Here is a 12,103-nt window from a genome sequence, read left to right on the forward strand (position 1 = left end):
CTAAACATGCCGTTGAAAGCAACGTCCCGTCCGGTGAAACGCCGTATAGGCAACGATAACGAGTCGGTCAAACACCAATTTCAAAAAAGTTTCATCTCAGGGCCAAACCGCGGAAAAATGACGGGATTCAGCCAGTTTTGAGCCTCCACGGAGAGGTCGAGGCCTGACCAGCCCAAGCCATCACCCTTTCTTTACCGCCCTTCTCTAACAAGAAGGCAGGTCGCCGCCGGCTTCAAACCGGCCGAAAAGTGGAACAGACGCAACGACATGGCCGATCCGGCAGCCCTTCCCGCCCTCACCGTCGCGATGAGCGTCTATAACGGCGAGCGATTCCTGGGCGCCGCGATCGAAAGCGTGCTGGGGCAAAGCTTCACCGACTTCGAATTCCTGATCCTGGACGATGGCTCCAGCGACGCGACCGCCGAGATTCTGAAGTGCTATGAGCGGACCGATCCGCGCATCAAGCCGATCATCCGGGAGAATCGTGGTCTGGTTACCAGCTTGAACGAGATGATCGGGAAGGCCCGCGCTCCGATCATCGCCCGGATGGACGCGGACGATATCTGCCGCCCTCATCGCTTCGAGAGACAGTTGGCTTTCCTATCGGATCATCCCGACCACGGCGTCGTCGGATCGTGGAGTGAGGATATGGGCGAACATGGCGAGCCGATGTTCCGTACCGGTGCCGATCATCCCCTGACTCACGACGAAGTGCTGGCCACGATCGCCGAGGGACAGCAGGTGATCTGCCATCCGGCGGCAATGTATCGGCGCGACGTGGTTCGTGCCGTCGGCGGCTATCATGCGGCGTTCCGCCACTGCGAGGACTATGACCTTTGGCTGCGCCTCGCCAGCGTGACCAAGCTGGCCAACATTCCGGAGCGGCTGTTGCGCTATCGCCGTTACGACGGACAGGTTTCTGCGCGCCACTCCACCGAACAGCAATATGGCACCGCGATCGCGCAGCTGGCCTGGGAGGAGCGGCAAGCTGGCCGCCGCGATCCCACGGCCCGATTGCAGCGCCTCCCGCCCATCGACCAACTCGACGCCCTGTTCGGCCGGAGCGGTGTGACTCGCCAGGTGCGTGAGCAAGTGGCGCTCGGCTTGCTCTATTCCGTGCAGGCCATGCGTGAGGACGGGTTCGACCTTCTGGTTCAACACTTGCGAGATGGCGGTCGACGCGATGGTATGTGGCGCACGGTGGTGCGGCTGCTGCGTTTTGGCGAACCGGTCCGGGCGGCGCGGCTTGCCGCCACGCTGGCGACGACGCTGGCGGTATGAGCGAAACGGAGCCTGCAGAGGGATCCAGTCGCGGCACCGGCAGCGTCCGCTCCGCCGCCTTGTGGGCAGCGGCGAGCCAGTATTGCCTGTTCGTGCTGCAGTTCGTCACCTCGGTCGTCATCTCGCGCTTCTTCCTGAAGCCTGAGGAGATCGGCCTGTTTTCCGTCGCCTTGGCGGCAGCGATGATCCTTTCGATCATCCAGGATTTCGGCCTGACCCGCTATATCGGGCGCCACCCGACCGCGGACAGCGACACCGTGCGGCACTGCACCGTGATCGCCGTGCTGTTCTCATTTATCGTCGCCGGACTAATCCTAGCGCTGGCTTGGCCCGTGGCGCGCTTCTATCACGAGCCGCGCCTGTTCGGGATCCTGGCGCTGATCGCCGCGTCCTACCTGCTCAATCCGTGGAGCGTGGTGCCGATCGCGCTTTTGTCCAGGCGACTGGATTTTCGCGCCACTTTCACCATCAACTGCGTCGGGGCCGTAGCCAACAGCGCGTGCGCCTTGAGCCTTGCGGCGCTGGGTATCTCAGCAGAATCGCTGGCGTGGGCGATGATCGCGCAAGCTGCCCTCCGGGCTATCGCCGCGCAGGCGTGGCAGCCCACCCCGTTGTCGACGAAAGTTCAGTCGGCACGGTTTCGGGAGATCGTGGGCTTCGGGTCTGGCAGCGCACTGCTTTACCTTTCGGGCGGCTTGGGAATGCGCACGCCGGACCTGATCGTCGGGCGGATGCAGGGCATGGCTGCTGCGGGCCTGTTCAGCCGGGGAGTCGCGCTGGCCTCCCAACTGCATTACCTCGTCGCCGGGGCGGTGAGCGCGATCTATTACCCGACGTTCGCCCGCCTGCGAGACGAGGGGCGGGAACTGGGCCCTTACTACGAGCGTGTCGTCGCCGCGCATGGCGCGATCGTGTGGCCAGCGATGGTGCTGCTGGCGGTCCTGTCAGAGCCCGTCATCCTGCTGCTCTATGGCGAAGGCTGGTCACGCGCCGCACCGCTGCTGGCCTATGTCGCGCTGGCCGAGTGCTGCTTCGTCGCGCTGCCGCTGCACATGGACTTGCCCATCCTGCTGGGCCGGCTGAAGCAACTTCTCTGGTTCAACCTGGCCGACACCGCGCTTTCGATCGTGACGCTGGCGGTGGGCGCGGCGATGAGCGTGGAAGGCGCCGCTGCCGCCCGCGTGGTCTGGGGCCTGGGCTGGATCGCGATCTATGCCGGGTGGCTGCATGGCATGGTTGGCTTCCGCTGGGCGGTGATGCGCCGGATTTACCTAAGCAGTGCCGGGGTGGCGCTGATCACGGCGCTGCCTGCGTTCTACGCGGTGCATATGTGGCGCACGCCGCAGACGCTGGGCTTTGCCGGACTGGTGCTAGCCGCGCTGGGCGCCGGAGCGAGCTGGCTGCTGGCGATTTTCGCGCTTCGCCATCCTGCGCGCGATGATCTTGTCGCCACGGCCCGGCATGCCGTCGAACCGCTGCTCCATCGCCTCAAGGTGAAGCTGGCGTAAGGAATCCGGGCAACGCGCTTTGCCTTAGGCCTTTGCGCGCCTACATAGCGCAGCGATGCCACCAGATACCGCCGTCAGAGATCCGAACGCCCGCCACGATGGCTGGAAGACGCTTGCACGCTTCCTCCCCTATCTGTGGCCGCGAGACAATCGTGCTTTGCGGCTGCGGATCGTGGTGGCGGTGGTGCTGATCCTCGCCTCCACCGCCTCGCAGCTGGTGTTGCCATACCTGCTGAAGTGGGCGGTCGACGCGATGGGCGCCACCGGGCCCAAGGCGCTGACCCTCGTCATGCTGACGGTGCTCGCTTATGCCGCGGTGCGCTTCACCGGGGTCGGGTTCGACAACCTGCGCAACATCGTGTTCGAGCGCGTGGGGCAGGATGCGACACGCTCGCTGGCGGAGAACGTCTTCGCCCAGCTCCATCGCTTGTCATTGCGCTTCCACTTGGCGCGGCGCACCGGCGAAGTCACCAAAGTGATCGAGCGCGGCACCAAGAGCATCGACACGATGCTCTACTTCATGCTGTTCAACATCGCGCCCACCGTGCTTCAGCTGCTGGTCGTGGGCGTGATCTTCTACCTGAATTTCGGGTGGCCGCTGGTGATCGCCACCTCCGTGGCCGTGGTCGCATACATCTGGGTGACGCGCGCGATCACCGAATGGCGCACGGCGCTGCGCGAAAAGATGAACCGGCTGGACGGCAGGGCGCTGGCTCACGCCGTCGATTCGCTGCTGAATTACGAGACGGTGAAATACTTCGGCGCCGAAGCTCGCGAGGAAGCCCGCTACGCCAAGGCCACCACCGAATATGCGCATGCGGCGGTCAAGAGCGAGAACTCGCTGGGCCTGCTCAACATCGCGCAAGGGCTGGTTGTGAACCTGCTGATGGCCGGCGCGATGGCGTGGACCGTCTATGGCTGGTGGCAGGGTCGCTATAGCGCGGGCCAGCTGGTTTTCGTGCAGACTTATCTGGCGCAGTTGTTCCGCCCGCTCGATCTGCTGGGCATGGTCTATCGCACCATCCGCCAGGGCCTGATCGACATGGCGGAGATGTTCCGCCTGCTGGATGAGCGGCAGGAAGTGGCCGATCGGCCGGGCGCCCCGGCTTTGGTGATCAACCGGCCCTCGGTCGTCTTCGACAATGTTCTGTTCGGTTACGAAAAGGACCGCACGATCCTGCAGGGTCTCTCTTTCGAAGTGCCCGCCGGCCAGAATATCGCCATCGTCGGGCCATCCGGCGCGGGCAAGTCCACCATCGCGCGGCTGCTGTTTCGCTTCTACGATCCGTGGTCCGGCCGCATCCTGATTGACGGGCAGGATATCGCCCAGATCACCCAGACGTCCTTGCGCGCAGCGCTGGGTATCGTGCCGCAGGATTCGGTGCTTTTCAACGAGACCATCGGCTACAATATCGCCTATGGCCGCGCCGATGCCACGCAAGCCGATGTCGAAGCGGCGGCGCGGGATGCGGCCCTGATGCCTCTGATCGAGCGCCTGCCCCAAGGATTCGACACCGAAGTGGGTGAGCGCGGCCTCAAGCTCTCGGGCGGTGAAAAGCAACGCGTCGCGATCGCGCGCACCCTGGTGAAGAACCCGCCGATCCTGCTGCTCGACGAAGCCACCAGCGCGCTGGACACGCGGACCGAGCAGGACATCCTGGCCACGCTGCACCGCGTCTCGGAACATCGCACCAGCTTGTCGATCGCGCACCGGCTGTCGACGATCGCCGATGCCGACAAGATCCTGGTGCTGCAGGACGGGCAACTCGCGGAAAGCGGCAGCCATCTCGACCTGCTACGCCGCGACGGCCTCTATGCCGAGATGTGGGCGCGTCAGGCGGCAGAGCAAGAAGAGTTCGAGGAAGCGGCGGAGTAAGGTCGCACCGCAAGCGTCGCGTCTCTCCCGTTCGTGTCGAGCGAAGTCGAGACACCCTCACGCTTTTGGCAGCGTGTCTCGACTTCGCTCGACACGAACGGATGTAAGGCTTCTCGTACGCTCGAAAGAGTACGGCCCGGCAACGCCTACTTCACCGCCTCGGCATCCTTCCAGACCACCGCCTGCGCCGCCTTCATGCAGTTCTCCGCCGTATCCCACGCCAGGGTAGGTGAGCCGTAGAGCCGCCAGCCTTGCGCCAGCGCTTCGGATACGCGCTCGCAGAAGGCGCGGTCGTCCTTGCCGGTCAGCAGGCGATAGACGGGGCGGTCATCGGGTGGAATGGACATCGCATCAGGCTCCGGGATAGCGCTCGAAATGAGGTAGATCGTGCGCTGTCTTCATCCAGCCCAGCTCCTCGGCCGCCTGGATATGTGCGTCAGGCGGCAGCGCTTCGGGGTTGTCGAGCGTGACGGTCTGGATATCGACCAGGCCAGGCAAGGCCGCCTCATTGGTGTACCACAAGCCGGTACCGCACGTGGGACAGAAGTGGCGCATCGACACGCCGTTACTGCTGTAAACCGTGGCCTCCCCCGCGATCACGCTGAAGCGTTCAGCCGGAAACGCCGACCAGACCATGACCGGCGCGCCGGACGAGGCGCGGCAATCGGTGCAGTGGCAGAACGCGGAATGTTCCGGCTTGCCCTCCACCCTGTAGCGAACCTGCTTGCATTGGCATCCACCCTCGAGTGGCATGGCTGGTCTCCTTCAAGGTCAGCTTAGCAGTTCCTCCCCGGCGCGGGGAGGAGCTCACAGGATATACTTCGACAGATCCGTATCACCAGCCAGCTCGGTCAAGCGCTCGCGCACATAAGCCGCATCGATCATCACCGTCTCGCCCTGGCGGTCCTCGGCCTCGAAGCTCAGTTCCTCCAGCAGCTTTTCCATGATCGTCTGCAGGCGCCGCGCACCAATATTCTCGACGCTTTCGTTTACCTGGGCGGCGATCTTGGCGACCTCGGCAATGGCATCCGGCGTGATCTCCACCGTCACCTGTTCGGTTTCCAGCAGCGCCTTGTACTGCGCCACCAGGTTCGCGCGCGTCTCGGACAGGATGCGCACGAAGTCCTCCTCGGTCAGCGCCTTCAGCTCGACGCGGATCGGCAGGCGGCCTTGCAGTTCGGGCAGCATGTCGCTGGGCTTGGCGACGTGGAACGCGCCGCTGGCGATGAACAGCACGTGGTCGGTCTTCATCGGGCCGTACTTGGTGGCCACCGTCGTGCCCTCGATCAGTGGCAGCAGGTCACGCTGCACCCCCTCGCGGCTGACCGAGCCACCGCGCACGTCCGACACGGCGATCTTGTCGATCTCGTCCAGGAAGACGATGCCGTTCGTCTCGGCGTTGGCCAGCGCGGTGCGGTTGACGTCGTCCTGATCCAGTCGTTTGTCCGACTCCTCGTCGACCAGCTTGTCCCAGGCGGCGGGCACCTTCATCTTGCGGCGCTTCAGATTGTTCTGGCCGAACGCCTTGCCCATGATGTCGCCCAGGTTGATCATGCCGACCGAGCCGTTCATCCCGGGAATCTCCATCGGGCCGGCTGGCGCGTCCTCCACCTCGATCTCGACCTCAGTGTCGTTCATCGCGTTCTCGACCACGCGTTGCTGGAACGCGGCACGTGTGGCTTCCGACGCACCCTCACCCACTAGCGCGTTAAGCAGACGCTCCATCGCCGCCTTGCTCGCCGCCTCGCGCACCGATTCGCGGCGGCGCTCTTTCTCCAGGCGGATCGCTTCCTCTACCAGATCGCGCGCGATCTGTTCCACATCCCGCCCGACATAGCCGACTTCGGTGAACTTGGTGGCTTCCACCTTCACGAAAGGCGCGTCCGCCAGTTTGGCCAGACGGCGGCTGATCTCGGTCTTGCCGCAGCCCGTGGGGCCGATCATCAGAATGTTTTTGGGCGTCACCTCGTCACGCAGGTCTGCGGGCAGGCGCTGGCGACGCCACCGGTTACGCAGCGCGACGGCGACGGCCTTCTTGGCCTCGGTCTGACCGACGATATGAGCGTCGAGCGCGGCGACGATGGCCTTGGGGGTGAGGGAAGAGTTCATTTCGTGTCCTTCTCCCCTCCCGCTTGCGGGAGGGGCTGGGGGAGGGCTTGTAGAGGGGTGAGCGGCCTTCGACACGCCCTCCCCCGACCCCTCCCGCAAGCGGGAGGGGAGATGAGATCAGACGATTTCCACCGTGACGCGGTCGTTGGTGAAGACGCAGATGTCAGCCGCGACCTGCATAGCCTTGCGGGCGATCACCTCGGCATCGGCTTCGTACAGTTCGATCGCCTTGGCCGCCGCCAGTGCATAGTTCCCGCCTGAGCCGATCGCCGCGATCCCGGCCTCAGGTTCCAGCACATCGCCATTGCCGGTCAGCACCAGCAGCGTCGTCTCGTCGGCGACGATCATCAGCGCTTCGAGGTTGCGCAGATATTTGTCGGTGCGCCAGTCCTTGGCGAGTTCCACGGCGGCGCGGGTCAGCTGGCCGGAGTATTGCTCCAGCTTCTTTTCCAGCCGCTCGAACAAGGTGAAGGCATCGGCCGTCGCGCCGGCGAATCCGGCGATGACCTTCTCGCCTTTGCCGATCCGGCGCACCTTGCGCGCATTCGGCTTCATGACCGTGTTGCCCATGGAAACCTGGCCATCGCCGGCGATGACGGTCTTGCCGTCTTTCTTCACCCCGATGATGGTTGTTCCGTGCCACTGGATCAGGCCGTGGCTCGCCCCGCTATTGTCCATGGCGCGGGATATATGCGCCCCGACGCCAGGTTCAATGCAAGGTCGATCAGCTTCCGTTCGGACCGGTGGTCGGAGCCTGGCTGGTGCCGCCCACGCCCGCCGCGCCGACTGCGCCGACGTTGCCGAACAGATCCTCCAGCAAGCCGCGCTTGCGGCCCAGAGTAGGCGTCTTTGCACCCTCGGGACTGATGCGCGCCACCTGCTCCATCCCGCGTTTGTCGATCGCGGCCAGGTTTCCGGTACCGTCAAAACGCAGGCGATAGACGGTCTGCTCCGCAGTGCGCGGACGGCGGAACGGCGGGGTCTTCACGGTCTGGGAGATATAATACCAGTCCTGCGGGCCGAACTGGCTGGCGAAGGTGGGGTGGCCAAGCGTCTTTTCCACCGACTGGCGATTGTCGATCCCGGGCTGCACCGCATCGACCAGCGCCTGGTCGATGATGTAGCCGCGGTGATCGGTGATGGAGCTGCAACCGCTCACCGCCGCAAGCAGGCCCAGAGAGGCCACGGAGAGCCAGGCCTTATGCCCGAAGCTGCGCATTTATTCCCACTCCAGTCCGCAGCGGCAGCGCGCTGACCATTGCCAGCAGGCCCACCACCCATATATCGACCGAGACGTTCGGCCAGTCACTCGGGTTCGAGCCTTACGGTCACGCACTCGACTGCGCAATGGCCGTTGCGCTCGCCCGATTGAATTGGCGGTGAACGCCACCGCCGTTTTAGCCAGAAAGGCCGCCCTCTCTCGTGTCTATCCTCGATCGCCTGCTGGGCCGCAATTCCGATGACCGCGCCCCGGTGCGCCCCTTGTGGCACCGCACGGTGGAGATCGCGCGGGAGAAGGCGTGGTATGCGCAGTACGGCGTGGCCGATACCGTTCCCGGTCGGTTCGACGCGGTGACGCTGGTGCTTTCGCTGGTGATGCTGCGGATGGAGCGGGACGAGCATCTCAAGATATTGTCCGCCCGGATCACCGAGGTCTTCGTCGAGGATATGGACGGGCAGTTGCGCCAGTCCGGCGTCGGCGATCTTGTGGTGGGCAAGCGCATGGGCAAGCTGGTCAGCACCCTGGGCGGGCGAATGGGCGCGTTGCGCGATGCGCTGGCCTCTCCCGATCCGCAAGCCGCATTGGTGCCGGTGCTGGAGCGCAACGTGACGCTGGTGGAAGGCGCCGATTTGCCCGGCATGGCCCAGGCAGTGGTCACACTCTCGCTCCAGTTGGATGCCACCAGCAACGAAGATCTGCTTGCCGCCAGGATCGCGCGATGACCCCGCAGCCGGAGTTTTCCCGCGAACTTGATGTCCGCCAGTGTGAGGGCAAGATCGCCCATCTCGAAGCGACCGAGGCCGAGCGCGCGGCCTTGGCTCTACGGTTCGGGATCGTGCGGATCGACAGCCTGGCGGCTGATATTGAACTGCATCGCAAGGATCGGGTGGTAGAGGCCCGCGGCACCGTTCGCGCTGACATCGTGCAGTCCTGCGCCGTGTCGGCCGAGGATTTGCCGGTATCCCTCCGTGAGGAAATGGCGGTGCGGTTCGTGCCAGAAGCCCGGACTTATGCGCCGGACGAGGAGATCGAGCTCTCGGCCGAGGATTGTGACGAGATCGAATATACCGGCAGCCACTTCAACCTGGGCGAGGCGGTGGCGCAGACGGTCGCCCTGGCGATCGACCCGTTCCTGACCGGCCCTGAAGCGGAAGAAGCACGCAAGCGGCCCGAACTGAACGGCGAGACGGAGAATCCCTTCGCCGCGCTGAAGGGACTGAAGCTCTAAGAATTTTCGTCGCCCAGGTTTGGGCCGGGGCGACGCAGTTTCGAAAAGGCTCAGAACGGGATATCGTCGTCCAGATCGTCGCCGAAGCCGCCCGACGAGCCGGACGAACCACCTGTGCGGCCCCAATCGCCACCGCCCGAAGAAGAACCGCCGCCGGAGCTTGCGCCGCCGCGCGAGGAACCACCGCCCCAATCGTCGTTGCCGCCACCGGACGAGCGGCCACCGCCGCCACCCCAGTCCCCGCCACCGCGCGAACCACCACCGCCGCCGCCGCCCTGGGCGCCGTCCAGCATGGTCAGCACGCCGCCCATGCCGCCGACCGAGATCTCGGTGGTATAGCGGTCATTGCCCGACTGATCCTGCCACTTGCGAGTGCGAAGCTGGCCTTCGATGTAAACCTTGCTGCCTTTGCGCAGGAACCGTTCGGCCACACCGACCAGACCATCGGAATTCAGCACGACGGAGTGCCACTCTGTGCGCTCCTTGCGCTCACCGCTGGTCTTGTCCTTCCAGTTCTCGGACGTGGCGATGCGCAAGTTGGCGATGCGCCCGCCGTTCTGGAACGACTTCACCTCCGGATCGGCGCCTAGATTGCCGACCAGAATGACCTTGTTGACGCTACCTGCCATGCGGGAATCACTTTCGTGTAAAGATTGGCGAACCGGTTAGCGCAACGAAGGGTTGCGATGCGAGTCCGCGCGGACGGTTTTCGACAACCGCCCCACTTTCGCCTCGGGCCTAAAGCCCCGCTTCCACCGCGATCCAGTAGGTGGCGCCGGCGGCGATGTAGGCCAGGCCGAACAAGTAGCCCATCATGAACAGCGGCCATTTCCAGCCGTTGGTCTCGCGCCGGGTCACAGCGATCGTGGACATGCATTGCGGCGCGAAGACGAACCAGGCCAGGAACGCCAGCGCCATGGGCAAGGTCCATTTCGCCTTCAATTGATCGCCCAGCGCCATGGCCTGTGCGTTCTCGTCATCCGTGGCGGCGACGGCATACGTCGTCGCCAGCGAACTGACCGCCACTTCACGCGCCGCCATCGCCGGGATCAGCGCCAGCGCCATGTCCCGATTGAAGCCGATAGGCTCCACCACCACGGACAATCCGCTGGCGATCCGCCCCGCGATGGACACGTCGACCTGATTCTCACCCCGCCCTGCGCGGGGAAAGTTCAGCAGCAGCCAAAGCACTACCGTGACCATGAAGATGATCGTGCCCGCCCGGCGCAGGAAGATCCAAGCGCGCTGCCACAGGCCGATCAGAAGGTCCTTCGCGGCGGGCAGCTGATACTTGGGCAGTTCCATGATGAAGCCGCTGGCCGCGCCCTTGGTGACGGAGCGACGCAGTACCAGCGCCACCGCCATCGCGCCGACGATGCCCGCGACATAGAGCGCGAACAATACCAGGCCTTGCAAGCCGATGCCGCCCCCCACGGAGCGCTGCGGAATAAAGGCGGCGATGATCACGGCATACACCGGCAGCCGCGCCGAGCAGGTCATCAGCGGCGCGATCAGGATCGTCGTCAGCCGGTCCTTGGGATCTGTGATGCTGCGGGTCGCCATGATGCCGGGGATCGCGCAAGCGAAGCTGGAGAGCAGCGGGATGAAGCTGCGGCCCGAAAGGCCCACGCCCGCCATCATCCGGTCCATCAAGAAGGCCGCGCGGGCCATGTAGCCCGAAGCCTCCATCACCAGGATGAAGAAGAACAGGATCACGATCTGCGGCAGGAACACCACGACGGAGCCGACGCCCGCCAGCACGCCTTCGGTCAACAGATCACGCGCAAGACTTGGCGGCACGATGCCTTTCACGCCGTCGGTCAGCAGCGCGACGCCCGCTTCCAGCGCATCGGCGAACGGAGTGGCCCAGGCGAACACGGCCTGGAACATCACGAACAGGAACGCGAACAGGATTATCGGGCCCATCCAGGGATGCAGCAACACTCTGTCCAACCGCGCGTGCAGCCGATGGCGCTTGGATTCGGAAAGGATCGCCGCATCGGCCATGGCATGCGCGGCCACTCGCCGTTCGGTCATCGTCAGGTCGGTCAGGCCCGGCCCGGGATGCCGCATTTCCGCCGCCGCGACGGCCTCGGCCAATTCGGTCAGACCCCGCCGCCGCACGGCGACGGTCGGCACGACCTTGATGCCCAGCGCCTGCTCCAGCGCCATCGGATCGATGACCAGTCCGTCGCGCTCAGCCAGGTCCACCATGTTGAGCGCCACGACCGTGGGCTTGCCCAGCGCGATGATTTCCTGCGCGAAGACCAGATGCTGTTCCAGGTTGGAGGCGTCCAGCACCACCACCAGCACATCGGGCGCGCTTTCGCCGACGAATTCACCGCGGATGACCTTGGCCGTCACCGCCTCATCCGGGCTGGTGGGATCGAGCGAGTAGGAACCCGGCAGATCGGTCATCTCCACCGGCTCACCCGATGGCAGCACCAGCCGCCCGGACTTGCGCTCCACCGTGACGCCGGGATAATTTGCGATCTTCTGGCGCGCGCCGGTCAAGGCATTAAAAAGCGCGCTTTTCCCGGCGTTGGGATTGCCGACCAAGGCGATCTTGCGCGGTTTGCTCACAGGATCTGGCTCACAGGATTTCGACTTCCATCGCCGCGGCATGTGCCCGGCGCAGCGCGACCGTCATGCGCCCTACCGCCAGCGCAATCGGATCCGCCCCGCCGAACACGCCTTTGTGGCTGACTTTCACTCGCGCGCCATCGTCAACGCCCAGCGCGCGCAGGCGGCGGGCTTCTTCGTCAACCAAGCGCGACCAATCGACCGATACGATTCGCGCACTCTGACCAGCAGGGAGGAGATCGAGAGTCATCCAAGGTCCGCTGCCAGATCGCAGCGAATATTGCAACTGGTTCGCA

Annotated in this window: 13 protein-coding genes; 5 read left to right on the top strand and 8 right to left on the bottom strand. The window is 64.7% G+C overall.

What is annotated here, in order from left to right:
* Nucleotides 1–267: 267 nt before the first annotated feature.
* Genes GGR39_RS15850 through GGR39_RS15860 form a run of 3 tightly spaced genes read left to right on the top strand, consistent with a single transcriptional unit; the run spans nucleotide 268 to nucleotide 4,665 of the window.
* Nucleotides 268–1,281: a glycosyltransferase gene (locus tag GGR39_RS15850; RefSeq protein ID WP_183618578.1), complete on the top strand. Its 1,014-nt coding sequence runs from the start codon at nucleotides 268–270 to the stop codon at nucleotides 1,279–1,281.
* Complete coding sequence (locus GGR39_RS15855) at nucleotides 1,278–2,789, top strand: oligosaccharide flippase family protein (protein ID WP_183618580.1); 1,512 nt, start codon at nucleotides 1,278–1,280, stop codon at nucleotides 2,787–2,789. Before GGR39_RS15850 ends, GGR39_RS15855 begins: the two co-directional genes overlap by 4 nt.
* Before the next feature lie 55 nt (nucleotides 2,790–2,844).
* A complete protein-coding gene (locus tag GGR39_RS15860) occupies nucleotides 2,845–4,665 on the top strand; it encodes an ABCB family ABC transporter ATP-binding protein/permease (RefSeq protein ID WP_183618582.1) in 1,821 nt (606 codons plus the stop codon).
* Nucleotides 4,666–4,811: 146 nt separating this feature from the next.
* Here the strand turns inward: GGR39_RS15860 and GGR39_RS15865 are convergent, their stop codons facing one another.
* The 5 genes from GGR39_RS15865 to GGR39_RS15885 form a co-directional block, all read right to left on the bottom strand.
* On the bottom strand, nucleotides 4,812–5,012 hold the full coding sequence (locus GGR39_RS15865; RefSeq protein WP_183618584.1) for a DUF1737 domain-containing protein: 201 nt from the start codon (nucleotides 5,010–5,012) through the stop codon (nucleotides 4,812–4,814).
* 4 nt (nucleotides 5,013–5,016) lie between these two features.
* Nucleotides 5,017–5,418: a GFA family protein gene (locus GGR39_RS15870; RefSeq protein ID WP_183618586.1), complete on the bottom strand. Its 402-nt coding sequence runs from the start codon at nucleotides 5,416–5,418 to the stop codon at nucleotides 5,017–5,019.
* A gap of 54 nt (nucleotides 5,419–5,472) precedes the next feature.
* The gene (gene hslU, locus GGR39_RS15875) at nucleotides 5,473–6,774 is read right to left on the bottom strand and encodes an ATP-dependent protease ATPase subunit HslU (protein WP_183618588.1); all 1,302 of its coding nucleotides are present in this window, start codon (nucleotides 6,772–6,774) and stop codon (nucleotides 5,473–5,475) included.
* A gap of 117 nt (nucleotides 6,775–6,891) precedes the next feature.
* Complete coding sequence (hslV, locus tag GGR39_RS15880; protein WP_058736582.1) at nucleotides 6,892–7,452, bottom strand: ATP-dependent protease subunit HslV; 561 nt, start codon at nucleotides 7,450–7,452, stop codon at nucleotides 6,892–6,894.
* Between the two features lie 46 nt (nucleotides 7,453–7,498).
* Nucleotides 7,499–7,993 carry an outer membrane protein assembly factor BamE gene (locus GGR39_RS15885; RefSeq protein WP_058736583.1) on the bottom strand — a complete coding sequence of 165 codons (495 nt, stop codon included), beginning with the start codon at nucleotides 7,991–7,993 and terminating at the stop codon, nucleotides 7,499–7,501.
* 203 nt (nucleotides 7,994–8,196) lie between these two features.
* Between GGR39_RS15885 and GGR39_RS15890 the strand changes: the two genes are divergently transcribed.
* The gene (locus GGR39_RS15890; protein WP_183618590.1) at nucleotides 8,197–8,718 is read left to right on the top strand and encodes a ubiquinol-cytochrome C chaperone family protein; all 522 of its coding nucleotides are present in this window, start codon (nucleotides 8,197–8,199) and stop codon (nucleotides 8,716–8,718) included.
* Nucleotides 8,715–9,224 carry a YceD family protein gene (locus tag GGR39_RS15895; protein WP_183618592.1) on the top strand — a complete coding sequence of 170 codons (510 nt, stop codon included), beginning with the start codon at nucleotides 8,715–8,717 and terminating at the stop codon, nucleotides 9,222–9,224. The genes GGR39_RS15890 and GGR39_RS15895 overlap by 4 nt, the downstream gene beginning before the upstream one ends.
* Nucleotides 9,225–9,274: 50 nt before the next feature.
* On the opposite strand, the gene ssb is transcribed toward GGR39_RS15895, so the two are convergent.
* From ssb to GGR39_RS15910, 3 genes are all read right to left on the bottom strand, one after another.
* Entirely contained in the window at nucleotides 9,275–9,853 is a 579-nt protein-coding gene (gene ssb, locus GGR39_RS15900; RefSeq protein ID WP_183618594.1) for a single-stranded DNA-binding protein, read from the bottom strand.
* A 109-nt stretch (nucleotides 9,854–9,962) separates the two neighbouring features.
* Entirely contained in the window at nucleotides 9,963–11,807 is a 1,845-nt protein-coding gene (feoB, locus tag GGR39_RS15905) for a FeoB small GTPase domain-containing protein (RefSeq protein WP_183618595.1), read from the bottom strand.
* Nucleotides 11,808–11,817: 10 nt separating this feature from the next.
* Nucleotides 11,818–12,057, bottom strand: coding sequence for a FeoA family protein (locus GGR39_RS15910; RefSeq protein WP_183618596.1), 240 nt, complete (start codon nucleotides 12,055–12,057; stop codon nucleotides 11,818–11,820).
* Nucleotides 12,058–12,103: the final 46 nt, after the last annotated feature.

It is taken from the genome of Novosphingobium fluoreni (assembly GCF_014196615.1).
GTDB classification, from domain to species: domain Bacteria; phylum Pseudomonadota; class Alphaproteobacteria; order Sphingomonadales; family Sphingomonadaceae; genus Novosphingobium; species Novosphingobium fluoreni.

What these genes read in the sequence shown, in the direction of transcription:
- GGR39_RS15850 (WP_183618578.1), top strand. Translation starts at nt 268, where the DNA reads ATGGCCGATCCGGCAGCCCTTCCCGCCCTCACCGTCGCGATGAGCGTC.
- GGR39_RS15855 (WP_183618580.1), top strand. Translation starts at nt 1,278, where the DNA reads ATGAGCGAAACGGAGCCTGCAGAGGGATCCAGTCGCGGCACCGGCAGC.
- GGR39_RS15860 (WP_183618582.1), top strand. Translation starts at nt 2,845, where the DNA reads ATGCCACCAGATACCGCCGTCAGAGATCCGAACGCCCGCCACGATGGC.
- GGR39_RS15865 (WP_183618584.1), bottom strand. Translation starts at nt 5,012, where the DNA reads ATGTCCATTCCACCCGATGACCGCCCCGTCTATCGCCTGCTGACCGGC.
- GGR39_RS15870 (WP_183618586.1), bottom strand. Translation starts at nt 5,418, where the DNA reads ATGCCACTCGAGGGTGGATGCCAATGCAAGCAGGTTCGCTACAGGGTG.
- hslU (WP_183618588.1), bottom strand. Translation starts at nt 6,774, where the DNA reads ATGAACTCTTCCCTCACCCCCAAGGCCATCGTCGCCGCGCTCGACGCT.
- hslV (WP_058736582.1), bottom strand. Translation starts at nt 7,452, where the DNA reads ATGGACAATAGCGGGGCGAGCCACGGCCTGATCCAGTGGCACGGAACA.
- GGR39_RS15885 (WP_058736583.1), bottom strand. Translation starts at nt 7,993, where the DNA reads ATGCGCAGCTTCGGGCATAAGGCCTGGCTCTCCGTGGCCTCTCTGGGC.
- GGR39_RS15895 (WP_183618592.1), top strand. Translation starts at nt 8,715, where the DNA reads ATGACCCCGCAGCCGGAGTTTTCCCGCGAACTTGATGTCCGCCAGTGT.
- ssb (WP_183618594.1), bottom strand. Translation starts at nt 9,853, where the DNA reads ATGGCAGGTAGCGTCAACAAGGTCATTCTGGTCGGCAATCTAGGCGCC.
- GGR39_RS15910 (WP_183618596.1), bottom strand. Translation starts at nt 12,057, where the DNA reads ATGACTCTCGATCTCCTCCCTGCTGGTCAGAGTGCGCGAATCGTATCG.